The following is a 22,475-nucleotide window of genomic DNA, read 5'->3' as shown; positions in this document are numbered from 1 at the left end:
GAGGTGTGCGTCGATGCCCCGCGGGAAAGGCGATGAGACCGGCCTTCGCGCGGGTGAGCGGCGAATCCGGGGCGGCGCGGAAAATGATGCGTAAGCCGTCGTAGGCGATTCTAAATTTACGGGAAAGTCGAAGTCAATAATGTTTTTGTTTTCTAATGTTGAATTGAAAAATGGGATGAAATTATTGCCAGTCGCTTCGGTAAAATGTGCGATTCAATGGATTCGAATTAACGTACTCCGGATATCCGGTGACAAAACGACCGGAAATACGATGCCGGGCCGGGCATTGATGCCCAACAGGAAATGAATCGCCGCGTTGTGTCGGGCAGTGTCGAGACAGGCCGATATGCAAATCGCGGCACGCGCGAGGCCGAGCAAACCGTGTTCCTGCGCGTGTGCCGCACGGCGACGGATCGTCGATGGATCGCTAGACAGTCCAAGGTTCACAAGCGTCATGTTTCAACGTTCTTGATAGTCATCCGGCAATGATCAATCGCTTTTTTCAACCGTTAGCGGAGCCCGTGATGCCTGCAAACAATCTCAAAGTTCGTCCTTTGGTCGGCGGGATCAAAATCGTGACCCCCAGCAAGATCGGCACTTTAGGTCTGGTCGTGGAATATGACGGCGGCCCGTGCTTTGCGACGGCGGGCCATGTGTTCGGAAAGAAGGATGTGAAGGTGGGTCAGCCCGATGACGCAAACCACGTTGGCGATTTGCTCGTCAACTTCCTCGAGGAAAATCAGGATATCGCCCTCGTGACGGTGTTGTCGGGAGTCAAGGCAACGGCCAATGAGATATGGACGGACAGTGGTAAAAAACCGGTGGAGTTCGGCTCAAACGTTCGTCCCGTAAAGGGCCAGCGTTTGTGGTTGCAGGGTGCGCTCTCCGGTCTCGTGAATTGCTCGGTTGCCGAGGCGGATGCGGATATCACGGTGCCTGGCACCAACGATAAGGTCAAGAACGTCGTCCTGCTCAACCTGGACGGAGATGCGCAGACCCAACCGGGTGACAGTGGCGCGCCCGTGGTGGGAAACGTGGATAGCAAGGACGTTTGCTACGGCGTGTACGGCGGGAAAGTCGTGGTCAGCTCAAGAACGTATGGATGGTTCACGCCGTTCGAGAACCTGGTTTGGGATTAGTTCGGCGTGGTCGAATGTGACGCTGTCAAAGCCCTGGGTGCGAGCGCGCTCGGGGCTTTTGCATTGGGGCGCCGGAACGCGAACCGAGGCGACAGGCGTCGGAGCGAGGCAGCGGACGGGCCCGCCCCAAGATACCGTCCATTGCCATCGGCAAGTTTGGTAGGCTTGTCGCCTGCGCGAGCTTGTCGGATCCTGATGCCGGGCAGGAGGGTGACCGTGAGCGAAAGGCGGAAGGGTGTAAAGTGCCCGGCTGCCAAGGACGACAGGCCAATCGCCGAACCAACACGAACAGGAGCGAACGAAGTGATCAGACATATTGTCATGTGGAAGTTGAAGGAATCGGCCGAAGGCGCGACGCGCGCGCAGAACGCGCTGAAGCTGAAGGAAAAGCTCGAAGGCTGCCGCGACCTCGTGCCGGGCACCCTGCAGATCGACGTCGGCGTGGCGACGCCGGGCCTCGATGCGACCGCCGACATCGTGCTCGTCTCCGATTTCGCCGACAAGGCCGCGCTCGACGCATACCAGGTGCATCCGGTTCACCAGGAAGTGAAGAAATTCGTCGTCGCGGTGGCCGAATCGCGCGAGTGCGTCGACTACATCGTCGACAACGCGTGATGAGCGACGCGGCAACCCCGACGGAAGGCCCGTCGATCGAAAGCCCGTTCGTCGATCTGCTCGGCGTGCAACTCGTGTCTGCGAAGGATGGCGCGAGCGAGATCGTGCTGCCGCTCGAGGAGCGGCACATGAACACGTGGAGCATCGCGCACGGCGGCGTGACGATGACGCTCGCCGATATCGCGCTCGCGATGGCGGCGCGCAGCCTGACCGACGACGGCGTCGGCGTCGTCACGGTCGAGATGAAGGTGAACTTCATGCAGCCGGGCCGCGGCGAGCTGCGCGCTTACGGGCGCGTGATGCACCGCTCGACGACGATGGCCTACTGCGAAGGCGAAGTGCGCGACAGCGACGGCAATTTCGTCGCGAAGGCGCTCGGCACGTTCAAGTACATGCGCCGGCTCGCGGTCGGCCGGGACATCAAGCGGCAACGCTCGCGCACGGCGCCGGACGCGCAACCCGGCCCGAGCGACGCGTAAGCATCCGCCACGCACGGCCCTGTCTCTTCGATGCGGCAGGGCCGTTTCGTTTTGGAGCACGGGATGGCGGTACATGGCACGGCGCGCCTGCCCGGCGCGCGCGTGGCATCATGTGACGCTTGTCCGTTCACGACGCCGCACCGGCGCCGTCCACACCGATGCCGCTGAATCCGAAGATCGCCCAGGTGCTCGACATGATCGAGCGCGCGAAACGCCCGTCGTATCACCATCAGACGCCGCAGCAGGCGCGCGCCGCGTACGAGAAGAGCGCGCCGATCCTCGACGTCGCGCCGGCGCCGATGCATGCGGTGGAGGAATGCATCGTGCCGACGCGCGACGGCCGCACGATCGGCGCGCGGCTGTATCTGCCGGTCGCGCCGAGCCTGGCCGAGCCGCTGCCCGCGCTCGTGTACTACCACGGCGGCGGCTTCACGGTCGGCAGCGTCGATACGCACGATGCGCTGTGCCGGATGTTCGCGCACGACGCGCAATGCGCGGTGCTGTCGGTCGGCTACCGGCTCGCGCCCGAACACAAGTTTCCGACCGCGGTGAACGACGCGGACGACGCATTGCAGTGGCTGCATCGCGAGGCCGCCACGTTCGGCATCGACGCCGCGCGGCTGGCGGTCGGCGGCGACAGCGCGGGCGGCACGCTCGCGACGGTCTGCGCGGTGCTCGCGCGCGACGCGGGCATTCGTCTTGCGCTGCAGCTGCTGATCTACCCGGGCGTGACGGGCCACCAGGACACCGAATCGCACGCGCGGCTCGCGAGCGGCTACCTGCTGACGCAGGACACGATCGAGTGGTTCTTCACGCAATACGTGCGCGATCGGGCCGATCGCGACGACTGGCGTTTCGCGCCGCTCGACGGTACGCGCGGCGCGCCGTCGTTCGCCGGTGTCGCGCCGGCGTGGATCGCGACGGCCGAGTACGATCCGCTGAGCGACGAGGGCGCCGCGTACGCGGACAAGTTGCGCGCGGCCGGCAACGCGGTCACGCTGGTCTGCTATCCAGGGATGATCCACGAATTCTTCAAGATGGGCGGCTACGTGGCCGAGGTGCGGGCCGCGCATGCCGATGCGGTCGCGGCGCTGAAGGCCGCATTCGACGAGGTTTGACGGCGAGCGCCTGACGGCGCGCACGCCGCGGGAGGATGGCGATGACGAACGGCGTGGGCAGGGTGGAAACGGGCGACTGGACGGAACTGGGCGGCGACGCTGCGCGGATCCGCGACGCGGTGTTCGTGCGCGAGCAGCAGATTCCGCCGGAATGGGAACTCGACGACGACGATCCGCTGTCGCTGCATGCGGTCGCGTACCGGACCGACGCGGCGACCGGGCTGCGCCGCGCGGTCGCGACGGGGCGGCTGCTGCCGTCCGGCACGATCGGCCGCGTCGCGGTGCTGGCCGACGTGCGCGGGCAGGGCGTCGGGTCGGCCGTGCTGAATGCGCTGCTGGACGCCGCGCGGCGCCGCGGCGAAGCCGTCGTGCGGCTGTACGCGCAGGATTCGGCGGTGTCGTTCTATCTGCGGCACGGCTTCGCGGCGGTGGGCGAACCGTTCGTCGAAGCCGGCGTGCCGCACGTCGAGATGGCGCGCGCGCCGTAGCACGCCACGCGTGCGTTCAGCGCGGGCGCGCCGCGTCGATATCGAACGTGAACGCGCGCTCGAACGCGCCCGGGCGCACGGTGCGGTGCGAGCCGTCGTCGTCGCTGCGCTCCTTGACCTCGACCGTCAGCCGCACGCCTTCCTTCATCGTGACGCGCAGCGCGGTCGTGCCGCGCGTGCCGTATTCGGGCGTCTCGATGAACGCGGCCGACAGCGCGCGCTCGCGCTCGATCGGAATGCCCGTGTGCGGCAGTGCGTCGTCGTCCGCGACGTGCGGGTCGCGCATCAGCGCGATCAGTTCGTCGAGCGACGGGGTCGGATTGTCGGTGAGCAGCGTGCCGAGCTCCGCGCGCTTGCGCACCACTTTGGGCCAGGGCGTATCGAGCCGTGCATTCGACAGCGCATGCACGCCCGGCGCGATCGCGACGGGCGCGGCGACCCGGCTTTCGCCCTCGGGCGCGCGGTTGCAGAACCATGCGAGTTCGCGCCGGCGCCAGTCGCCGACGAGCAGGTTGAAGCCGTTGTAGACGGCCGCATGCTCGGCAAGCTGAGCGAGATAGTCGAGCGGCGCGACCGGCGTGCCGCCGAGAAAATCGGATACCAGCTTGCCGCGGGTCGGCGCGCCCGCGCGGATGTCGAACGGCGCGCGGTAGTTGGTCAGCGCGGCGAAGCGGCCGTCGCGCGAGACGCCGAGCCACGTGCCGCCTGCCTCGAGGTCGCGGCCGGCCAGTACGCCCGGCACGTCTTCCCACCACGAGAGCGGCGCGCTGGTCCGGCGAAAGAACTCGTCGCGATTGGCCACGAGGGTAAAGACGGGACCGGCGGCGGCATCGGGCTGCCAGTCGAAGGCAATCAGACACATCGGGCGAATCTCTCGCAGGAAACGTCGCGCGCCGGCTGCGACTCGCGAGCCGGCGCGCGAACGGGTTGTCAGTGCATCAGGCTTCGGTCGGCCACGCGTACGGCAGCGCGTCGAACGCGAGCGCCGGGCCGTCGGCCGAACCGAGGTGCACCGAGCCGCTGTCGAGCGCGGCGAGCTTGATCTCGACGAGCGCGTCGACGCCGCCCGCCGGCGCGGCCGCCGCGTTGACGATCATCCCGCACGGCTGGCCCGGGTCGTCGCTGTGGAACAGCTCGACGCCGGCATGCACGGTATCGGTCTCGCCGGCGACGTGCGCGAGCGCGGTGCGGCGCTTGATCGTGCCGCGGTACTGGCTGCGCGCCACCACTTCCTGGCCCGGGTAGCACCCTTTCCTGAAGTTAACGGCACCGATCACGTCGAAGTTGACCATCTGCGGCACGAACTGTTCGACGGCCGGCTGCGTGATGCGCGGCTCGCCCGCGCGAACGTCGAGCCAGTCCCACACGGCGGGCGACACGACGGGCAGCGTGCCGGCGAGCGCGGCGACGCGCGCGTCGACTTCGGCGCGCGGGCCGATCCACACATAGCGCTTGCGGCCGGCCGCATCGGGCACGCGGATCAGCGCGCCGGCCGGGCCGTCGACCTTCACGTGCACGCCGTCGGGCAGCGCATCGAAGATGCCCGACAGCGCGTCGCGCACGTCGCCCGCGAAGCCGGCCACCGCGAGCGTGTCGCTCGCGTCCGTCAGCTTCGCCTTCGCGCGCAGCACGAACATCGACAGCCGCTTCTGCACCGCCGGCTGCACGTCCTTCGACACGAGCAGGCGCACGTCGTGGCCGGCGCGCCACGCGAGGAACGACGCGAGCAGCCGGCCCTTCGGCGAGCAGTACCCGGACAGCCGCGCGCTGCCGGCATCGAGATGCTCGACGTCGTTGGTGAGCTGGCTGTGCAGGAACGTCGCGGCGTCGTCGCCGGCCACGTCGATCACGCCGAACTGCGGCAGCGGCATGCAGGCGGCCGGCGCATCGAAATCGGCGGCCGACGGGCGGGGGAAAATGGGGAGCGAGGCGGATGCGGCCTGGGCAGCCGGTGAAGCGAACGGTGTGCTCATGGAATGAGGGAACAGTCAACCCTGACTTTGACGGAGGCGAGCAAGTATTATATGGGTCTTACCTGAGTCACGTTTCCATGTCCCTACTGAAGAAATGCGCCGCGACGATCGTGGCGCTGGCCGTCGTTGTGGCCGCTGCCGGCGCGGGCGGCGGGTATTACTGGGCGACCCGGCCGCTGTTGCTGGGCTCGGCATCGCTCGACGTCACGATCAAGCCGCGCAGCAGCGTGAAGAGCGTCGCGCTGCAGCTCGAGCGCGGCGGCGTGCCGGTCGAGCCGTTCGCGTTCGTCGCGATGACGCGCGTGCTCGGGCTGTCGAGCCGGCTCAAATCGGGCAACTACGAATTCAAGACCGGCATCACGCCGTACGACGTGCTGCAGAAGATCGCGCGCGGCGACGTGAACGAGTACGTCGCGACCGTCATCGAAGGCTGGACCTTCAAGCGGATGCGCGCGGAGCTCGACGCGAACCCCGATCTCACGCACGCGACGGCCGGCATGAGCGACGCCGAGCTGCTGCGCGCGATCGGCGCGCCGGAGAGCGCGGTGCAGCGCGGCAGCGGCGAGGGGCTGTTCTTCCCCGACACCTATCTGTTCGACAAGGGCACGAGCGACCTGAACATCTACCGGCGCGCATACCGCCTGATGCAGGCCCGCGTCGACGAGGCCTGGGCCGCGCGCACGCCGGGGCTGCCGTACAAGTCGCCTTACGAAATGCTGACGATCGCGTCGATCGTCGAGAAGGAAACCGGCCATGCGGCCGATCGCGCGTTCGTCGCGGCCGTGTTCGCGAACCGGCTGCGCATCGGCATGCCGCTGCAGACCGATCCGTCGGTGATCTACGGGCTCGGCGACGCGTACGACGGCCGTCTGCGCAAGCGCGACCTGCAGGCCGACACTCCCTACAATACCTACACCCGACGCGGGCTGCCGCCCACGCCGATCGCGTTGCCGGGTGTCGCCGCGCTGCAGGCGGCGATCAATCCGGCCCCGACGAGCGCGCTCTATTTCGTCGCGAAGGGCGACGGCACGAGCGTGTTCTCGGACACGCTCGGCGACCACAACAAGGCCGTGGACAAGTACATACGAGGTCAATAATGGCGAGCGGTAAATTCATCACGTTCGAAGGCATCGACGGGGCGGGGAAGACCACCCACCTGCAATGGTTCTGCGAACGCCTCCAGGGTCGACTGGCCGCGGCCGGCCGGCAAGTGGTCGTCACCCGCGAGCCGGGCGGCACGCAGCTCGGCGAGAAACTGCGCGAGATCCTGCTGAACCAGCCGATGGATCTCGAGACGGAAGCGCTGCTGATGTTCGCCGCGCGTCGCGAGCACCTCGCGCTCGTGATCGAGCCGGCGCTCGCGCGCGGCGACTGGGTCGTGTCCGATCGCTTCACCGACGCGACGTTCGCGTACCAGGGCGGCGGGCGCGGGCTGCCGCGTGACAAGCTCGAGACGCTCGAGCGCTGGGTGCAGGGCGGTTTCCAGCCCGATCTCACGGTGCTGTTCGACGTTGCGCCGCAGGTGGCGAGCGAGCGTCGCGGCGCCGCGCGCATGCCCGACAAGTTCGAAAGCGAATCCGATGCGTTCTTCTCGCGTACGCGCGCCGAATACCTGCGGCGGGCGGAGGAGGCGCCGCACCGCTTCGCGATCGTCGACGCGACGCGATCGATTCCCGAGATCCGCCAGCAGCTCGAACGCGTGCTCGCCGCGCTGTAACCCGCAAGGAACGCACCCCATGATCTATCCGTGGCAAACCGACGACTGGAACCGCCTGCAGCAACTGCGCGCGCAATGGCCGCATGCGCTGCTGCTGCACGGTCAGGCCGGGATCGGCAAGCTGCAGTTCGCGCAGCATCTCGCGCAGGGCTTCCTGTGCGAATCGCCGCAGCCGAACGGCGAGCCGTGCGGCGCCTGCGCGGCCTGCAACTGGTTCTCGCAGGGCAACCATCCGGACTACCGGATCGTGCTGCCCGAGGCGCTGGCGGGGGAGGCGCCGGGCGCGGCCGACGACGCGAAGCCGGCCGACGCGGACGAAGGCGGCAAGAAGACGCGGGCGCCGAGCAAGGAAATCAAGATCGAGCAGGTGCGGGCGCTGCTCGACTTCTGCGGGGTCGGCTCGCACCGCGGCGGCGCGCGCGTCGTCGTGCTGTATCCGGCCGAGGCGCTCAATGTCGCCGCGTCGAACGCGCTGCTGAAAACACTGGAGGAGCCGCCGCCCGGCGTCGTGTTCCTGCTCGTGTCGGCGCGCATCGACCGCCTGTTGCCGACGATCATCAGCCGCTGCCGCCAGTGGCCGATGACCGTGCCGGCGCCGGAGGCGGCCGCCGCGTGGCTCGCGGCGCAGGGCGTCGACGACGCCAGCGCGCTGCTCGCCGAAGCCGGCGGCGCGCCGCTCGCCGCGCTGGCGCTCGCGAGCGACGAGAACCGCCCGCTGCGCGACTACACGCTCGGGCAACTCGCGGCCGGAGCGGCCTGCGACCCGTTCGCATGCGGCGAGACGCTGCAGAAGCTGCCGGTGCCGCTGGTGCTCGGCTGGCTGCAGCGCTGGCTGTACGATCTGCTCGCGCAGCGGATGGCCGGCGCGCCGCGCTACTTCCCGACGCACGCGGCCGCCTTGGCGCGCTGCGCGGAAGCGGTCGACGCGAACGCATTCGCGCGCTTCATGAAAGCCGTGACGCGGCAGCGGACGGTCGAGAATCATCCGCTCAACGCGCGGCTCGTATTCGAGGAATTGTTTCTCGGATATCGGGAAATGTTCGCTTGATCCGGCATTGTTTCCGATGGGTTGCGAAACGATGAACGGGTCCCGCGGCGACGCGGCCGTGGCCGCCCGGCCCGCGCACGTCGCCCGGTGCCGCCAGCCGGCGGGCGCATGAGCGCCCGTCTCACGTATTCAGGAAACACGATGTTCGTCGACTCTCACTGCCACATCAATTTCAAGGGCCTGGCCGACCGCCTGCCGGCCGTTCTCGAGAACATGCGCGAGCACGACGTCACGCATGCGCTGTGCGTGTCGGTCGATTTCGAGACGCTGCCGGACGTGCTCGCGATCGCCGAAGCGCACGACAACGTGTACGCGTCGGTCGGCGTCCATCCCGATCACGAGGACGCGAGCGAGCCGACGCTCGCGGAGCTCGTCGAGCTGGCCGCGCACCCGAAGGTCGTCGCGATCGGCGAAACCGGCCTCGACTACTACCGCCTCGAAGGCCGCTCGATCGCCGACATGGAATGGCAGCGCGAGCGTTTTCGCACGCACATCCGCGCGGCGAGCGCGACGATGAAGCCGCTGATCATCCACACGCGCGCGTCGTCGGAAGACACGCTGCGGATCATGGCCGAGGAGCGCGCGGACGTGCCGGGCGGCGTGATGCACTGCTTCACCGAGCCGTGGCCGGTGGCCGAGCAGGCGCTCGCGCAGAACTTCCATATCTCGCTGTCGGGCATCGTCACGTTCAAGAACGCGACCGACGTGCAGGACGTCGCGCGGCGCGTGCCGCTCGACCGGCTGCTGATCGAGACCGACTCGCCGTACCTCGCGCCGGTGCCGTATCGCGGCAAGCCGAATGAACCTGCGTACGTCAGCCATGTCGGACGCTTTATCGCATCCGAGCGCGGGATCGCCGTCGAGGCGCTCGCCGATGCGACGACGCAGAATTTTTTCCGGCTGTTCAAGATCGCCCGCTAACGACGCGCGCGCAGCCGACAACCCAGGGAAGGAGCCCACAACAATGACGAAGCCGACCAACCATCTGCCCAAACGCGCCCTCGTTGCCGCCGCATTCGTCGCGAGCGGCCTGTTCGCCGCCGCCGGCGCGCATGCCGAGTCGCTCGACGCGATCGTCAAGGCCGTCAAGTTCGACGACATCGCCGATATCGGCAAGCAGCTCAAGAGCGGCAAGCTCGATCCGAACACGCTCGCGCCGAACGGCGACCCGATCCTCGTGATCGCCGCGCGCGAGAAGTCCGACAAGGTCGCGGCCGCGATCGCGACGACGCCGAACGTCGACCTCGAGAAGGAAGACAAGGCCGGCGAAAACGCGCTGATGCTCGCATCGCTGAACGGCGACCTCGGCCTCGTCAAGCTGCTGATCGACAAGGGCGCGGAAGTCAGCAAGAAGGGCTGGGCGCCGCTTCACTACGCGGCGACCAACGGCCAGGACGCGGTCGTCAAGGTGCTGCTCGACCACGACGCGTACATCGACACCGCATCGCCGAACGGCACGACGCCGCTGATGATGGCCGCGCGCGGCAATCATGCGTCGACGGTCACGCTGCTGCTCGACCAGGGCGCGGATCCGCAGGTGAAGAACCAGCTCGGCATCACCGCGCTCGAGTTCGCGAAGCACTACAACGCGCCGGACGCGATCGAGATCCTGAGCAAGCGGACGACGCGTATCGGTGCGGGCACGCCGGCAGATGCTCAAAAGAGTGCAAAATAACGGTTTTTGGTGCGGCGGCGCCTGTCCGGCCAGCCGGCTTCCGGGCGGAGCAGGGCATCCGTTGCCGCACCGGCCAACGCAGCAGGCGGTCTCGGGCCGCCTTGACATAAGAAGGAACACCATGTTGCGCGCAATGTTTTGTGCCGCGGCGTTTGCCGTGCCGTTGTCGGCGGCGGCTTTCACGGGCGCGGATCTCGACCGGCTGTGCGCGAAGACGGACGTCAAGTCGCGGGCGTCGTGCGCGGCCTATATCGAAGGCGCCGCCGACGGCGTCTACAACACGATCGATGCGATCGGCGGCACCACGGGGCCGCGCGTCGGCCAGTATTTCTGCCTGCCGCCCGACATCCGGGCGCAACAGATGACGGACGCGGTGCGCAAGTACATCGCGGAAAATCCGAAGCTGGCCGACTACAACGCGAGCACCGCGGTGTCGCTCGGTCTCGGCAAGGCGTTTCCCTGCAGGAACGGCAGCTGATCTGACGCCGTGTCCGGGCGCGTGCGCGGCCCGGGCGTCGCCGACGCATCCAGGACGAAGCCAGTGGGCTTCATCACTCGAGGGCGCCGATGATTTCAATCGAGGAACTGCAGCGCATCGCCGATGCGCCGCTGCATTCGTGGCTCGGCACGCTGGGCGTGTCGGTCATCGTCATACTGGTCGTCACGGTCGTGCACCGCCTCGGCGCACGCATCGTCAAGCGCATCGCGCAGCCGTATCCGCTGATGAGCGCGATCCTGCGTTACATCGACAAGCCGTCGCTCGTCGTGCTGGCGCTGCTGGCGCTCGAATTCCTGTGGGTCCAGGCCGACGACGGCATGTCGTTCGTGCGCGGCATGCGCACCGCGGCCGCGGTCGGCTCGATCGTGTCGCTCACGTGGCTGCTGGTGCGGCTCGCGGCCGGCGTCGGCGACGCGATCATCCAGGCCCATCCGATCGATACGGCCGACAATCTGCAGGCACGGCGCGTCCATACGCAGGCCAAGGTGCTCGTGCGGACCGTGATGGTGCTGATCGTGATCATCGGCACCGGCGCCGCGCTGATGACGTTCCCGAACGTGCGCCAGATCGGCGCGAGCCTGCTGGCGTCGGCCGGCGTCGCGGGGCTGGTCGCCGGTATCGCCGCACGGCCGGTGCTCGGCAACCTGATTGCCGGGTTGCAGATCGCGCTCACGCAGCCGATCCGGCTCGACGACGTGGTCGTGATCCAGGGCGAGTGGGGGCGTATCGAGGAAATCACCGGCTCGTTCGTGTCGGTGCGGCTGTGGGACCAGCGGCGCCTCGTCGTGCCGCTGCAGTGGATCATCGAGAACCCGTTCACGAACTGGACGCGCAGCAGCGCGGAGATCATCGGCACCGTCTACCTGTCGGTCGATTACCGCACGCCGCTCGCGCCGCTGCGCGAGGAACTCGCGCGGCTCGTCCACGCCGCGCCCGAGTGGGACGGCCGCGTGCAGGTGCTGCAGGTGACCGACGCGACGGAGCGCACGATGCAGTTGCGCGCGCTCGTCAGCGCGGCCGATTCGTCGTCGTGCTGGGATCTGCGCTGCCGCGTGCGCGAAGGGTTGATCGCCTATCTGCAGGACCGCTATCCGCAATGCCTGCCGCGCAGCCGGATGGAGCTGTATCCGCACGACGCGGCGCCCGATGCGCCGAATCGCGAACGGCCGCACGTGCGCTCGCCTGCCGCCAGCACGGCGGCCAACACCGCCGCCGACCCGCAGGCCGTCGAAGGCCGCTGAGCGCGGCCCGGCCCCTGCTTGCCATTTCCCGTTCCCATGACCGCGCTGAAGACGCTTGCCATCGCCAATTACCGCTCGCTGCGCGAGCTGATCGTGCCGCTCGCGGCGCTCAACGTCGTCACGGGCCCGAACGGCAGCGGCAAGTCGAGCGTGTACCGCGCGCTGCGGCTGCTCGCCGACACCGCACAGGGTCGCGTGATCCCGTCGCTCGCGCGCGAGGGCGGCTTGCCGTCGACGTTGTGGGCCGGCCCCGAGCGCTTCTCGCGCGCGATGCTGGCCGGCGAGGTGCCGGTGACGGGCACGGTGCGCAAGGGCCCGGTGAGCCTGAAGCTCGGTTTCGCGTGCGACGATTTCGGCTATGCGATCGATCTCGGCCTGCCGTTGCCGAGCCGTTCGCAGTTCGCGCTCGACCCGGTGGTCAAGCGCGAGTGCATCTGGGGCGGCGCGGTGCTGCGCCCGTCCACGCTGCTGGTCGACCGGCAGGGCGCGCAGATCCGCGCGCGTACCGCGTCGGGCGACTGGCTGACGATCCCGCAGCCGGTCGCGAGCTTCGACAGCATGATGACCGAATTCGCCGATCCGACCGGCGCGCCCGAGATGATCGCGGTGCGCGAACGGATTCGCTCGTGGCGCTTCTACGACCATTTCCGGACCGATGCGCACGCGCCGGCGCGCCAGTCGCACATCGGCACGCATACGCCGGTGCTCGCGGACGACGGCGCCGACCTGGCCGCCGCGCTGCAGACGATCCGCGAAATCGGCGATGCCGCGGCGCTCGACGCGGCGATCGACGACGCGTTTCCCGGTGCGTCGGTCGAGATCGACAACCCGGGCGGCCGCGGCCGTTTCGACGTGCTGATGCGCCAGCCGGGGCTGCTGCGGCCGCTGTCGGCGGCCGAGCTGTCGGATGGCACGCTGCGTTACCTGCTGCTCGCGGCCGCGCTGCTGACGCCGCGGCCGCCGGCGCTGATGGTGCTGAACGAACCGGAGACGAGCCTGCATCCCGATCTGCTGCCGGCGCTCGGCCGCCTGATCGCGCAGGCCGCCCGGCGTTCCCAGGTGCTGGTCGTGTCGCACGCGGCGCGGCTCATCGCGACGCTCGAGCGCGAGGCCGGCTGCGAATCGCTGGTGCTCGACAAGCAGCTCGGCGCGACCGCGCTCGTCGATGCCGACTCGCGCGACCTGCCGGCCTGGAAGTGGCCGTCGCGTTGACAGCCTGACGGTGCGCCTGGGGCGTGATCGGCCCGGCCGGGCCCCGCTGCGACGCGGCCGTGACCGGTCGGCCGAATGTATCCGGTCTGTAACAACCCCCAAAAAATGAAAGACCAGCGGTTCCGCTCATCGGGATCGCGAATAATAATGAGATATTCGGCTGGCGCCACGCCGGCCGGCGCCGCATGGACGCACGGCGGGCGTACGCAAGCGCGCCATCCCGCCGGCCGTACCGCAACGGACAGGACACAGGAGACGTGGACCATGAGAATTGCCCAGATCGCCCCGCTGACCGAATCCGTGCCGCCGAAGCTGTACGGCGGCACGGAGCGCGTCGTGTCCTACATCACCGAGGCGCTCGTCGACCTCGGCCACGATGTGACGCTGTTCGCGAGCGGCGATTCGACGACGCGGGCGACGCTCGAGGCCGTGTGGCCGCGCGCGCTGCGGCTCGATTCGTCGATCCGCGACCGGGTCGCGCCGCACATGCTGCTGATGGAGACGGTCGCGCGCCGCGCGAAGGATTTCGACGTGCTCCATTTCCACATGGACTACTACTCGTTCTCGGTCTTCAACCGGCAGGAAACGCCTTACGTGACGACGCTGCACGGCCGGCTCGACCTGCCCGAGCAGCAGCCGGTGTTCGACACCTTCAACACCGCGCCGGTGATCTCGATCTCCAATGCACAGCGCCAGCCGCTGCCGCAGGCGAAATGGCTGACGACCGTCTATCACGGGCTGCCCGATACGCTGTACATGCCGCAGCCCGTCGAGCCGCGCTATCTCGCGTTCCTCGGCCGCATCTCGCCGGAAAAACGCGTCGATACCGCGATCCGCATCGCGCGCCAGTGCGGGCTGCCGATCCGGATCGCCGCGAAGATCGACGCGGCCGACCAGGAATACTTCGACCGCGAGATCAAGCCGCTCTTCGCGTTGCCGCACGTCGAGTACATCGGCGAGATCGCCGATCACGAGAAGGCCGAATTCCTGTCGGGCGCGCATGCGCTGCTGTTTCCGATCGACTGGCCGGAGCCGTTCGGCCTGGTGATGATCGAGGCGATGTCGTGCGGCACGCCGGTCATCGCATTCAACCGCGGCGCGGTGCCCGAAGTGGTGGACGAGGGCGTGTCGGGGTTCATCGTCGAGGATGAAATCAGCGCGGTGGCCGCGGTGAACCGGCTGCACCTGCTGCCGCGTGCGCGCGTACGGCAGCGCTTCGAGGAGCGCTTCACGTCGCGCCGGATGGCGCAGCAGTACGTGGACGTGTACCAGTCGGTGATCCGCGCGCAGAAGCGCTCGCGCTTCAAGGTGATCGACTCGACGACCTGAGCGGCCTGGCCGACCTGGCGCGCGGCGCGGGCGGATAAAAAAACGGCGATGCCCGCGAGGACATCGCCGTTTGCGCATGCCCGGCGCGCAGCGCCCGGGCAGTGCGTCAACGTCAGATCTTGAGCTTCGTGACCTTGGTGCCGTTGATCGACACGTCGCCCATCAGGCCGGCGTTCGTCAGCACGACGACCTGGATCGGCGCGGTGGCCGTGTTGGAATCGACCGCGCCGTTCGCGCCCATCTTCACGAGCGCGACCGATGCGCCGGCGCCGGCTGCCCAGCCGTCCGAGCTGCGGAATTCGTCGAGCGCCTGCTGCGTCATGAACAGGAACACGACCGCCTTCGACTGCGCGCCGGCCTGCAGGCCGACCGACAGCGACGACGTGTTGTAGTAGCCGACGGTGCTGCCGCCTACGCGCAGCGCGCCGTTGCCGGACTGGGCGCCGACGATGAAGCCGGCCTGGAGCACTTCGGGGAAGACCAGCACGCCGCGCGATTTCGCGACGAGCTCGCGCGAGCCCTTGACGGTGGAGTACATGCGCGACAGCGTGGCGTCGACGCTCGCGTCGATCGACTGACGCTTCGACGCGTTGGTGGCGGCATTGTCCGGCTTGTCCGGGGTGGTGGTGCAACCGGTGAGCGCGAGGCTACCGACGATGAGCGCGGCGGCGGCTTTGAGCACAAGAGTCCGTTTTTGCATCGTTGTTCTCCATCGGATGATGTTCGGAGTGAGTCTCGCTCAAGGAGCGGATCACGTCGGCAGTTATATCACAGCGGATCAGGGCCACTTTTCGTTGCCACGTGAAAAAGCGTCAAATCGCGCGCGGGTGTCGCGGCGCGCCAACGGACGAAGCGGCGCCCGCGCGACGCATGCCTCGCACAGGGGCGTCGTGCGGGAACGTGCGGGCGATTGCGGGGGCGGCGCCCGCGGCGCGCCGGTGTCAGTGCGTGACGGGGGGAACGGGCGGCTTGATCGGCGGGCGGCGCAGCGCGCGACGGATCAGCGCGATCACGACGCCGCACGCGAACAGGAACGCGGCCGGGACGACCCAGTAGCCGACGAACGCATGCCACAGGTAGCCGGCGAGCGTATTGCGGCGCACGACGTATTCGTCGCGAGCCGCCTGCTGGCGCGGCGCGTTGGCGGCCAGCACATCGGCCGGGCAACCGGCCGCGCGCGCCTCGTCGGCATCCCCGCGGCACTTCGCGGCGGCGCCGGCGGCCTGCTGCGCGTCGGTGAGCTGCCAGGTGGTCAGCGCGAGCTGCAGGTCGGCCTTGTTGTAGGCCATTTCCTCGCGGATCTCGCGCACGGCGACGATCGCGACGGGCACGGCCCAGAACACGATCACGATCAGCCAGCGGCGAAACCAGCGGTGTTGTCTCCATGCCATCCAGGCCTCCGTTTGACGCGCGTGCGCGTTCGTCTCGAGGGCGGCCCGATGGCGCTTCTTGGTCTTGGGTGGGCCGCGTTGCAGCCATCATAGAAGAAAACGCGGCGAATTGCCGCACCCGAATTACCGCCCCTGTGGCGGCGTCGGGACGGCGGGCCGGAAAACGGGGAGGGAGGCGGTGTGTGCGCGTCGATGCGCGTGCAACGAAAATGAAAATGCCGCGCCCGCCGAAGCGGTGCGCGGCATTCGAGACGGGAGCGCCGGAACTCAGGCGGCCGGCTGATTGCTCAGGCAGCTCTTCATGAACGCCTTGCGATCGTCGCCCTTCTTGCCGGTGGCCTGCGTGTTGCACGCCTTCATCTTTTCCTGCTGCGTCATCGCCTTCGCGGGCTTCGCCGACAGGCAGTCCTTCATGAACGCCTTGCGTTCGTCGCCCGTCTTGCCGGCTGCCTGCGTGTTACAGGCCTTCATCTTGTCCTGCTGGCTGTTCGCCGCGAAGGCGGGGGAAGCCAGCATGCCGCCGAGAAGCAGTGCGGCTACGAGCGATTGGATTTTCATTTCGACACTCCCATGGGGTGAATTGCGCGTGATCGACGCCGTCATGAAGCTCGACGCGACGTGGACAGGGCCACATCGCACCACGCGTTCCGATTATGGCAAATCAAGGTGAAAACACCAAAACGGCACTTTCTATAACGTTGCGGACGCCATGGCCGTTGACGGCGCACGCGGCCAGGAGATCGGGACAAACCATGACGCGCGGCGGCCGGCGCCGGCCCGTCGCGCCGGAACCTGTCGGCTCGCGGCCGCGAGCCATTACAATCGCGGCCATGAATACATCGAACACCGCATCCCCTTCGTCCGCGGCGACATTGCCGCGCATCGCCGTACTTGCCACCGGCGGCACGATCGCCGGCGCCGCGCCCGACGCGGCCAGCACGGCCGGCTACCAGGCCGGCGCGCTCGGCGTCAGTTTCCTGGTCGACGCCGTGCCGGCGCTCGCGTCGGTCGCGCGCATCGACGCGGAGCAGATCGCCAGCATCGACAGCAAGGATCTCGCGCTGCCGCTGTGGAACACGCTCGCCGCGCGGATCGACGCGCTGATGGCCGATCCCGCGATCGACGGCATCGTGATCACCCACGGCACCGATACGCTCGAGGAAACGGCGTACGCGCTGCATCTGGTCGTCCGGGGCGACAAGCCGGTCGTGCTGACGGCCGCGATGCGGCCGGCGACCGCGCTGTCGTCCGACGGCCCGCTGAACCTGCTGAACGCGGTGACGGTGGCCGCCCATCCGGCCGCGCGCGGGCAGGGCGTGCTGGTCGCGTTCAACAACCGGATCCACGGCGCGCGCGACGTCGTGAAGACGAGCACCTATGCGGTCGACGCGTTCCAGTCGCCGGAGCTCGGGGCGCTCGGCTGGGTACAGGACGGCCGCGTCGAATTCGCGCGCCGCATCACGCGCACGCGCGACACGCAACTGGCGATCGCGGCAAGCTGGCCGCCGGTCGAGGTCGTCGCGAGCTATGCGGGCGTGACGCGCACGGCCGTCGATGCGCTCGTCGGGGCCGGCGTGCGCGGCCTCGTCGTCGCGGGCACCGGCAACGGGTCGATTCATGCGACGCTGCAGGCGGCGCTCGCCGATGCGGTCAATGCGGGCGTGGCGGTGGTCCGTGCGTCGCGCGTCGGGTCGGGGCACGTGATGCGCAACGGCGCCGCGAGCGACGATGCACTCGGTTTCGTGAGCGCGGGCTCGCTGCACCCGTTCAAGGCGCGCGTGCTGCTGATGCTCGCGCTCGCGAACGGCATTCACGATCGCGACGCATTGCAGCGCGCGTTCGATACGCTGTGATTCGATGACGGGATGATCGACACGCGCCGATCGCGCGGTGCGCGTCGCCCATGAAGAAAGGCAGGCCGAGCGGCCTGCCTTTTTTGCATCAGCGCTGCGTGAATGCTCAGGACTGCGGCGGAATCACGAGCTTCTGGCCCGGGTAGATCCGGTCCGGGCTCGACAGCATCGGCTTGTTCGCCTCGAAGATCGCCGGGTACTTGTTCGCGTCGCCGTACACTTCCTTGGCGATCGCCGACAGCGTGTCGCCCGGCTTCACGTCGTGGTACCGCACTTCCGGATCGTCCGGCTGCAGGCCGTCGTCGTTGACGCCCGCGACACCCTGCACGTTGCCGGCCGCGACCTTGACCTTCGCCTTCGTGTCGAGATCGGCGACGCTGCCCGACAGCGTGACGGTGCGCGACGCGCCGTCGAACGCGACGGTCAGGTTCGACGTGTCGAGACCTTGCGAGTTGATGTAGTTCTTGATCGCATCGGCCGCGGTCTGGTTCGCGGCATTCGGATCTTCCGCTGCCTGTGCATCGGCGTGACCCAGCAGTTTTTCACCCGCCTCTTTAATAAACGAAAGAAGACCCATCGTTGCACTCCTTAGGTGGTTGAAAAGAAAACGCGCCGTGAAGTGGCGAAAAAAACACCGCGCTGGGTGCGGTCTCCAGAGGGAAACGCAGGCGCGGCGGTTTTCTCGAAAGGCGTGGCGAAAGTGTAGGCGTTCAACGCGACGATTGCATGAAAAATCGCACGCTCGAACGTAAAGAAATGTAATACGCGAAATCCGACAGGCGGACACCCGACGACGACGTCTGACCGACCAAGGCTTCCCCGGCGCCGCCGGGTGCCGCTGCGGACCCCACCACGCCGCTCTCAGCCCAGAGCGGCGTTTTTCGCCCCGTCCCGCATGCCGTTGGCGATGCAGGGCGGGGCGCCCCACCGTGATGCGCATGTGCGCCGCGCATCGATGCGACCGGCCGCGGCCGGATCGCAATCATTCGTCGCGCGCGTCCGCCATCGCAGCACAAACGCGCGTTGCTGCGGCCGCGTTACGCGGCCGGCGTCTGGCCGATCTCGAAGTTCGACATGATCTCGAGCGCGCGCACGAGTGCCGAGTGATCCCATGCCTTGCCGCCGTGCGACGCGCACACGCTGAACAACTGCTGCGCGCTCGCGGTGTGCGGCAGCGCGAGGCCGAGCTTGCGCGCGCCGTCGAGCGCGAGGTTCAGGTCCTTCTGGTGCAGCTCGATGCGAAAGCCCGGGTCGAACGTGCGCTTGGTCATGCGCGCGCCGTGCACTTCGAGGATGCGCGACGCGGCGAAGCCGCCCATCAGCGCCTGGCGCACGCGTTCCGGATCGGCGCCCGAACGTGCGGCGAACAGCAGCGCTTCGCCGACCGCTTCGATGTTCAGCGCGACGATGATCTGGTTCGCGACCTTGCAGGTCTGGCCCGCGCCGTTGTCGCCGACGAGCGTGATGTTCTTGCCCATCTTCTCGAACAGCGGCTTCGCGCGCTCGAACGCCTTCTCGGGGCCGCCGACCATGATCGTCAGCGTCGCTTCGCGCGCACCGACTTCGCCGCCGGACACCGGCGCGTCGAGGTAGTCGCAGCCGAGCGCGTTGATCTGTTTCGCGAATGCCTGCGTGTCGAGCGGCGAGATCGAGCTCATGTCGATCACGAGCTTGCCGGCGCTCAGGCCCTTCGCGACGCCGTCGTCGGCGAACAGCACGTTACGCACGTCCGGCGTGTCCGGCACCATCGAGATGATGATGTCCGCGTGCCGCGCGACTTCGGTCGAGTTCGCGACGACCTTGGCGCTGCCGCGCAGATCGTCCGGGATCGGAAACGCGCCGTTCACGACAAGTTGATGATCGCCCTTGAGCAGGTTGCGCGCCATGTGCGCGCCCATGATGCCGAGGCCGATGAAACCGATGGTTGCCATGTGAAAGTCTCCTGTGGGGCTGAAAACGGAAAGGGTGCGACTCAGGCGGCGCGACGCGCCGAGGCCGGTGCGCAACCGGCCACGCTTTGCAGCCAGCCGAGGCCTTCCGTCGTGGTGGTGCGGGGCTTGTATTCGCAGCCGACGTAGCCGGCATAGCCGAGCCGGTCGAGCAGCGCGAACAGGAACGCGTAGTTGATCTCGCCGGTGCCCGGCTCGTTGCGGCCCGGGTTGTCCGCGAGCTGGACGTGGCCGATCGACGCGAGGTTGCGTTCGATCGTCGCGGCCAGTTCGCCTTCCATGCGTTGCATGTGATAGATGTCGTACTGCAGGAACAGGTTGTCCGACCCGACCGCGCGGATCACGTCGAGGCCTTCCGACGACCGGTTCAGCGCGAAGCCCGGGATGTCGAAGCGGTTGCACGGCTCGACGAGCAGGCGGATGCCTTCGCGCTTCAGCGCATCGGCGGCGAAGCGCAGGTTGTCGACGATCGTCACGAACGTCTTGTCGCGCGCGGTGCTCGCCGACGGGATGCCGACGAGGCAGTTTAGCTGGGGCACCTTCAGCGTCTTCGCGTAGTCGATCGCCCGGCCGACCCCTTCCTGGAATTCGCCGACGCGATCGGGCAGGCACGCGATGCCGCGCTCGCCCTGGTCCCAGTTGCCGGCGGGCAGGTTGTGCAGCACGAGGCGCAGGCCGTGCGTCTCGAGCCGCTCGGCGAGTTCTTCTTTCGCGTACGGATACGGGAACAGGAACTCGACGGCGTCGAAGCCCGCGTCCGCGGCCGCCTTGAAGCGGTCGAGGAACGGCACTTCGTTGAACAGCATGGTCAGGTTTGCAGCAAACTTCGGCATGAGCTAAGCCTCTTCGGTCGGTCAAAAATGTCGTGCGGTTCAGTCGAGCATCGAGATCGCGGTCGGTGCGTGCTCGGCCTTTTCGGCGAGCTCCTCGAATTCGTTGATCGCGTCGATCTCGGTGCCCATCGAGATGTTCGTCACGCGCTCGAGGATCACCTCGACGACCACCGGCACGCTGAACTCTTCCGCGAGCGTTTGCGCCTGGCGCAGCGCCGGCTCGATCTCTTCCGGCTTGAACACGCGCAGCGCCTTGCAGCCGAGGCCTTCCGCGACGGCCACGTGGTCGACGCCATAGCCGTTCAGTTCGGGCGCGTTCACGTTGTCGAACGCGAGCTGCACGCAGTAGTCCATGTCGAACGCGCGCTGCGCCTGGCGGATCAGCCCGAGGTACGAGTTGTTCACGACGACGTGCACGTACGGCAGCTTGAATTGCGCGCCGGCCGCGAGCTCCTCGATCATGAACTGGAAGTCGTAGTCGCCGGACAGCGCGACGATCGGGCGGCTCGGGTCGGCCGCACGCACGCCGAGTGCGGCGGGGATCGTCCAGCCGAGCGGGCCGGCCTGGCCGCAGTTGATCCAGTTGCGTGCCTTGAACACGTGCAGGAACTGCGCGGCGGCGATCTGCGACAGGCCGATCGTGCTGACGTAGCAGGTATCGCGGCCGAACACCTTGTTCATCTCTTCGTACACGCGCTGCGGCTTGACCGGCACGTTGTCGAAGTGCGTCTTGCGCTGCAGCGTGCGCTTGCGCGCCTGGCACTCGGACACCCACTCGCCGCGGTCCTTCAGCTTGCCGGCGGCCTTCCATTCCCGTGCGACCGCGACGAACAGCTCGAGGGCCGCCTTCGCGTCGGACACGATGCCGAGATCCGGGCCGAACACGCGGCCGATCTGCGTCGGCTCGATGTCGACGTGCACGAACTTGCGGCCCTTTGTGTAGACCTCGACGCTGCCCGTGTGGCGGTTCGCCCAGCGGTTGCCGATGCCGAGCACGAAGTCGGACGCGAGCATCGTCGCGTTGCCGTAGCGGTGCGACGTCTGCAGGCCGACCATGCCGGCCATCAGCGGGTGATCGTCGGGAATCGCGCCCCACGACATCAGCGTCGGGATCACCGGCACGCCGACCGTTTCGGCGAACTGCACGAGCAGGTCTTCGGCCGCCGCGTTGAGCACGCCGCCGCCCGACACGATCAGCGGCTTGTCCGCGTCGTTGAGCATCGCGAGCGCCTTCTCGATCTGCGCGCGGGTGGCCGCGGGCTTGTAGACCGGCAGCGGTTCGTACGTGTCGATGTCGAACTCGATTTCGGCGAGCTGCACGTCGATCGGCAGGTCGACCAGCACCGGGCCCGGGCGGCCCGAGCGCATCAGGTGGAACGCCTGCTGGAACACGCGCGGCACGAGCGCCGGTTCGCGCACGGTGACGGCCCACTTGGTGACCGGCTTCGCGATCGATTCGATGTCGACGGCCTGGAAGTCTTCCTTGTAAAGGCGCGCGCGCGGCGCCTGGCCCGTGATCGCGAGGATCGGAATCGAGTCGGCCGATGCGGAGTAGAGGCCGGTGATCATGTCGGTGCCGGCGGGGCCCGACGTGCCGATGCACACGCCGATGTTGCCCGGCGCCGCCCGCGTGAAGCCTTCGGCCATGTGCGATGCGCCCTCGACGTGGCGCGCGAGCACGTGGCTGATGCCGCCCGACTTGCGCATGGCCGAGTAGAACGGGTTGATCGCCGCGCCCGGCACGCCGAACGCGGTCTGGATGCCTTCCTTCTCGAGCACGAGTACGGCTGCGTCGACGGCTCTCATCTTGGCCATGAATGTCTCCTTGAATATGGCGGATCGTGCGAATCGGTCTGTTGGGGACACTTTAGGGATGCAGGAAAGGTTTGATAAGATCAGCCGAAGTCGCTTATTTC

General features: G+C 67.8%; 25 protein-coding genes. 15 read left to right on the top strand and 10 right to left on the bottom strand.

All coding sequences use genetic code 11. The annotated features are described in order from the left end of the window. Positions 1 to 213: 213 nt before the first annotated feature. A complete protein-coding gene (locus CFB52_RS34195; protein ID WP_144029732.1) occupies positions 214 to 456 on the bottom strand; it encodes a hypothetical protein in 243 nt (80 codons plus the stop codon). A 68-nt stretch (positions 457 to 524) separates the two neighbouring features. Between CFB52_RS34195 and CFB52_RS09740 the strand changes: the two genes are divergently transcribed. The 5 genes from CFB52_RS09740 to CFB52_RS09720 all read left to right on the top strand — a co-directional run bounded on the left by CFB52_RS09740 (position 525) and on the right by CFB52_RS09720 (position 3,839). Beyond that, entirely contained in the window at positions 525 to 1,139 is a 615-nt protein-coding gene (locus CFB52_RS09740; RefSeq protein ID WP_144029731.1) for a trypsin-like peptidase domain-containing protein, read from the top strand. Between the two features lie 303 nt (positions 1,140 to 1,442). Continuing rightward, positions 1,443 to 1,754: a Dabb family protein gene (locus CFB52_RS09735; protein ID WP_059585240.1), complete on the top strand. Its 312-nt coding sequence runs from the start codon at positions 1,443 to 1,445 to the stop codon at positions 1,752 to 1,754. After that, a complete protein-coding gene (locus CFB52_RS09730; RefSeq protein WP_006483907.1) occupies positions 1,754 to 2,233 on the top strand; it encodes a PaaI family thioesterase in 480 nt (159 codons plus the stop codon). The genes CFB52_RS09735 and CFB52_RS09730 overlap by 1 nt, the downstream gene beginning before the upstream one ends. A 158-nt stretch (positions 2,234 to 2,391) precedes the next feature. After that, the gene (locus tag CFB52_RS09725) at positions 2,392 to 3,351 is read left to right on the top strand and encodes an alpha/beta hydrolase (protein WP_099316489.1); all 960 of its coding nucleotides are present in this window, start codon (positions 2,392 to 2,394) and stop codon (positions 3,349 to 3,351) included. 41 nt (positions 3,352 to 3,392) lie between these two features. Next, on the top strand, positions 3,393 to 3,839 hold the full coding sequence (locus CFB52_RS09720) for a GNAT family N-acetyltransferase (protein ID WP_099316644.1): 447 nt from the start codon (positions 3,393 to 3,395) through the stop codon (positions 3,837 to 3,839). Between the two features lie 16 nt (positions 3,840 to 3,855). Here CFB52_RS09720 and CFB52_RS09715 read toward each other — a convergent pair whose 3' ends face one another. Together CFB52_RS09715 and CFB52_RS09710 are read right to left on the bottom strand one after the other, a co-directional pair. After that, on the bottom strand, positions 3,856 to 4,701 hold the full coding sequence (locus CFB52_RS09715; protein WP_089464840.1) for an NRDE family protein: 846 nt from the start codon (positions 4,699 to 4,701) through the stop codon (positions 3,856 to 3,858). A gap of 76 nt (positions 4,702 to 4,777) precedes the next feature. After that, positions 4,778 to 5,812: a folate-binding protein YgfZ gene (locus tag CFB52_RS09710; RefSeq protein ID WP_099316488.1), complete on the bottom strand. Its 1,035-nt coding sequence runs from the start codon at positions 5,810 to 5,812 to the stop codon at positions 4,778 to 4,780. Between the two features lie 77 nt (positions 5,813 to 5,889). Here CFB52_RS09710 and mltG point away from each other — a divergent pair, with 77 nt between their 5' ends. The 9 genes from mltG to CFB52_RS09665 all read left to right on the top strand — a co-directional run bounded on the left by mltG (position 5,890) and on the right by CFB52_RS09665 (position 14,533). Next, positions 5,890 to 6,909, top strand: coding sequence for an endolytic transglycosylase MltG (gene mltG, locus CFB52_RS09705; RefSeq protein WP_099316487.1), 1,020 nt, complete (start codon positions 5,890 to 5,892; stop codon positions 6,907 to 6,909). Next, positions 6,909 to 7,529: a dTMP kinase gene (gene tmk, locus CFB52_RS09700; protein WP_006478605.1), complete on the top strand. Its 621-nt coding sequence runs from the start codon at positions 6,909 to 6,911 to the stop codon at positions 7,527 to 7,529. The genes mltG and tmk overlap by 1 nt, the downstream gene beginning before the upstream one ends. Positions 7,530 to 7,548: 19 nt before the next feature. Beyond that, a complete protein-coding gene (locus CFB52_RS09695) occupies positions 7,549 to 8,577 on the top strand; it encodes a DNA polymerase III subunit delta' (protein WP_099316486.1) in 1,029 nt (342 codons plus the stop codon). 141 nt (positions 8,578 to 8,718) lie between these two features. Then, the gene (locus CFB52_RS09690; RefSeq protein WP_099316485.1) at positions 8,719 to 9,498 is read left to right on the top strand and encodes a TatD family hydrolase; all 780 of its coding nucleotides are present in this window, start codon (positions 8,719 to 8,721) and stop codon (positions 9,496 to 9,498) included. A 43-nt stretch (positions 9,499 to 9,541) separates the two neighbouring features. Further along, entirely contained in the window at positions 9,542 to 10,252 is a 711-nt protein-coding gene (locus CFB52_RS09685; RefSeq protein WP_059645577.1) for an ankyrin repeat domain-containing protein, read from the top strand. 121 nt (positions 10,253 to 10,373) lie between these two features. After that, the gene (locus CFB52_RS09680; RefSeq protein ID WP_059585248.1) at positions 10,374 to 10,730 is read left to right on the top strand and encodes a Rap1a/Tai family immunity protein; all 357 of its coding nucleotides are present in this window, start codon (positions 10,374 to 10,376) and stop codon (positions 10,728 to 10,730) included. Between the two features lie 89 nt (positions 10,731 to 10,819). Next, positions 10,820 to 11,992: a mechanosensitive ion channel family protein gene (locus tag CFB52_RS09675; protein WP_059585249.1), complete on the top strand. Its 1,173-nt coding sequence runs from the start codon at positions 10,820 to 10,822 to the stop codon at positions 11,990 to 11,992. Positions 11,993 to 12,028: 36 nt separating this feature from the next. Next, on the top strand, positions 12,029 to 13,204 hold the full coding sequence (locus tag CFB52_RS09670) for an AAA family ATPase (RefSeq protein ID WP_089464836.1): 1,176 nt from the start codon (positions 12,029 to 12,031) through the stop codon (positions 13,202 to 13,204). A gap of 264 nt (positions 13,205 to 13,468) precedes the next feature. Further along, a complete protein-coding gene (locus CFB52_RS09665; RefSeq protein ID WP_060316529.1) occupies positions 13,469 to 14,533 on the top strand; it encodes a glycosyltransferase family 4 protein in 1,065 nt (354 codons plus the stop codon). A 112-nt stretch (positions 14,534 to 14,645) separates the two neighbouring features. Here CFB52_RS09665 and CFB52_RS09660 read toward each other — a convergent pair whose 3' ends face one another. From CFB52_RS09660 to CFB52_RS09650, 3 genes are all read right to left on the bottom strand, one after another. Further along, complete coding sequence (locus CFB52_RS09660) at positions 14,646 to 15,233, bottom strand: YSC84-related protein (RefSeq protein WP_059585252.1); 588 nt, start codon at positions 15,231 to 15,233, stop codon at positions 14,646 to 14,648. Between the two features lie 241 nt (positions 15,234 to 15,474). Beyond that, positions 15,475 to 15,924, bottom strand: a complete 450-nt coding sequence (locus CFB52_RS09655) for a hypothetical protein (protein WP_059585253.1) — start codon at positions 15,922 to 15,924, stop codon at positions 15,475 to 15,477. A 267-nt stretch (positions 15,925 to 16,191) separates the two neighbouring features. Continuing rightward, entirely contained in the window at positions 16,192 to 16,482 is a 291-nt protein-coding gene (locus tag CFB52_RS09650) for a PsiF family protein (protein ID WP_059585254.1), read from the bottom strand. A 272-nt stretch (positions 16,483 to 16,754) separates the two neighbouring features. On the opposite strand from CFB52_RS09650, the gene CFB52_RS09645 reads away from it, so the two are divergent. Then, on the top strand, positions 16,755 to 17,777 hold the full coding sequence (locus tag CFB52_RS09645; RefSeq protein WP_059585255.1) for an asparaginase: 1,023 nt from the start codon (positions 16,755 to 16,757) through the stop codon (positions 17,775 to 17,777). Positions 17,778 to 17,883: 106 nt separating this feature from the next. On the opposite strand, the gene lysM is transcribed toward CFB52_RS09645, so the two are convergent. From lysM to gcl, 4 genes are all read right to left on the bottom strand, one after another. Beyond that, the gene (lysM, locus tag CFB52_RS09640) at positions 17,884 to 18,354 is read right to left on the bottom strand and encodes a peptidoglycan-binding protein LysM (protein WP_059585256.1); all 471 of its coding nucleotides are present in this window, start codon (positions 18,352 to 18,354) and stop codon (positions 17,884 to 17,886) included. Between the two features lie 460 nt (positions 18,355 to 18,814). Further along, positions 18,815 to 19,708 carry a 2-hydroxy-3-oxopropionate reductase gene (locus CFB52_RS09630; protein WP_059585257.1) on the bottom strand — a complete coding sequence of 298 codons (894 nt, stop codon included), beginning with the start codon at positions 19,706 to 19,708 and terminating at the stop codon, positions 18,815 to 18,817. 41 nt (positions 19,709 to 19,749) lie between these two features. Then, entirely contained in the window at positions 19,750 to 20,559 is an 810-nt protein-coding gene (gene hyi, locus CFB52_RS09625) for a hydroxypyruvate isomerase (RefSeq protein ID WP_059585258.1), read from the bottom strand. A gap of 39 nt (positions 20,560 to 20,598) precedes the next feature. Beyond that, a complete protein-coding gene (gene gcl / locus CFB52_RS09620) occupies positions 20,599 to 22,374 on the bottom strand; it encodes a glyoxylate carboligase (RefSeq protein ID WP_059585259.1) in 1,776 nt (591 codons plus the stop codon). Between the last annotated feature and the right edge of the window lie 101 nt (positions 22,375 to 22,475).

Source organism: Burkholderia sp. AU18528 (assembly GCF_002223215.2).
Lineage (GTDB): Bacteria > Pseudomonadota > Gammaproteobacteria > Burkholderiales > Burkholderiaceae > Burkholderia > Burkholderia semiarida.
The sequence above is the reverse complement of the archived record's forward strand: the minus strand, read 5'-3'. Positions and strand labels throughout refer to the sequence as shown.

What these genes read in the sequence shown, in the direction of transcription:
- CFB52_RS09675 (WP_059585249.1), top strand. Translation starts at nt 10,820, where the DNA reads ATGATTTCAATCGAGGAACTGCAGCGCATCGCCGATGCGCCGCTGCAT.
- CFB52_RS09680 (WP_059585248.1), top strand. Translation starts at nt 10,374, where the DNA reads ATGTTGCGCGCAATGTTTTGTGCCGCGGCGTTTGCCGTGCCGTTGTCG.
- CFB52_RS09670 (WP_089464836.1), top strand. Translation starts at nt 12,029, where the DNA reads ATGACCGCGCTGAAGACGCTTGCCATCGCCAATTACCGCTCGCTGCGC.
- hyi (WP_059585258.1), bottom strand. Translation starts at nt 20,559, where the DNA reads ATGCCGAAGTTTGCTGCAAACCTGACCATGCTGTTCAACGAAGTGCCG.
- CFB52_RS09710 (WP_099316488.1), bottom strand. Translation starts at nt 5,812, where the DNA reads ATGAGCACACCGTTCGCTTCACCGGCTGCCCAGGCCGCATCCGCCTCG.
- CFB52_RS09690 (WP_099316485.1), top strand. Translation starts at nt 8,719, where the DNA reads ATGTTCGTCGACTCTCACTGCCACATCAATTTCAAGGGCCTGGCCGAC.
- CFB52_RS09720 (WP_099316644.1), top strand. Translation starts at nt 3,393, where the DNA reads ATGACGAACGGCGTGGGCAGGGTGGAAACGGGCGACTGGACGGAACTG.
- CFB52_RS09740 (WP_144029731.1), top strand. Translation starts at nt 525, where the DNA reads ATGCCTGCAAACAATCTCAAAGTTCGTCCTTTGGTCGGCGGGATCAAA.
- CFB52_RS09715 (WP_089464840.1), bottom strand. Translation starts at nt 4,701, where the DNA reads ATGTGTCTGATTGCCTTCGACTGGCAGCCCGATGCCGCCGCCGGTCCC.
- gcl (WP_059585259.1), bottom strand. Translation starts at nt 22,374, where the DNA reads ATGGCCAAGATGAGAGCCGTCGACGCAGCCGTACTCGTGCTCGAGAAG.
- CFB52_RS34195 (WP_144029732.1), bottom strand. Translation starts at nt 456, where the DNA reads ATGACGCTTGTGAACCTTGGACTGTCTAGCGATCCATCGACGATCCGT.
- lysM (WP_059585256.1), bottom strand. Translation starts at nt 18,354, where the DNA reads ATGGGTCTTCTTTCGTTTATTAAAGAGGCGGGTGAAAAACTGCTGGGT.
- CFB52_RS09645 (WP_059585255.1), top strand. Translation starts at nt 16,755, where the DNA reads ATGAATACATCGAACACCGCATCCCCTTCGTCCGCGGCGACATTGCCG.
- CFB52_RS09655 (WP_059585253.1), bottom strand. Translation starts at nt 15,924, where the DNA reads ATGGCATGGAGACAACACCGCTGGTTTCGCCGCTGGCTGATCGTGATC.
- CFB52_RS09725 (WP_099316489.1), top strand. Translation starts at nt 2,392, where the DNA reads ATGCCGCTGAATCCGAAGATCGCCCAGGTGCTCGACATGATCGAGCGC.
- CFB52_RS09660 (WP_059585252.1), bottom strand. Translation starts at nt 15,233, where the DNA reads ATGCAAAAACGGACTCTTGTGCTCAAAGCCGCCGCCGCGCTCATCGTC.
- CFB52_RS09730 (WP_006483907.1), top strand. Translation starts at nt 1,754, where the DNA reads ATGAGCGACGCGGCAACCCCGACGGAAGGCCCGTCGATCGAAAGCCCG.
- CFB52_RS09665 (WP_060316529.1), top strand. Translation starts at nt 13,469, where the DNA reads ATGAGAATTGCCCAGATCGCCCCGCTGACCGAATCCGTGCCGCCGAAG.
- CFB52_RS09685 (WP_059645577.1), top strand. Translation starts at nt 9,542, where the DNA reads ATGACGAAGCCGACCAACCATCTGCCCAAACGCGCCCTCGTTGCCGCC.
- mltG (WP_099316487.1), top strand. Translation starts at nt 5,890, where the DNA reads ATGTCCCTACTGAAGAAATGCGCCGCGACGATCGTGGCGCTGGCCGTC.
- tmk (WP_006478605.1), top strand. Translation starts at nt 6,909, where the DNA reads ATGGCGAGCGGTAAATTCATCACGTTCGAAGGCATCGACGGGGCGGGG.
- CFB52_RS09630 (WP_059585257.1), bottom strand. Translation starts at nt 19,708, where the DNA reads ATGGCAACCATCGGTTTCATCGGCCTCGGCATCATGGGCGCGCACATG.
- CFB52_RS09650 (WP_059585254.1), bottom strand. Translation starts at nt 16,482, where the DNA reads ATGAAAATCCAATCGCTCGTAGCCGCACTGCTTCTCGGCGGCATGCTG.
- CFB52_RS09695 (WP_099316486.1), top strand. Translation starts at nt 7,549, where the DNA reads ATGATCTATCCGTGGCAAACCGACGACTGGAACCGCCTGCAGCAACTG.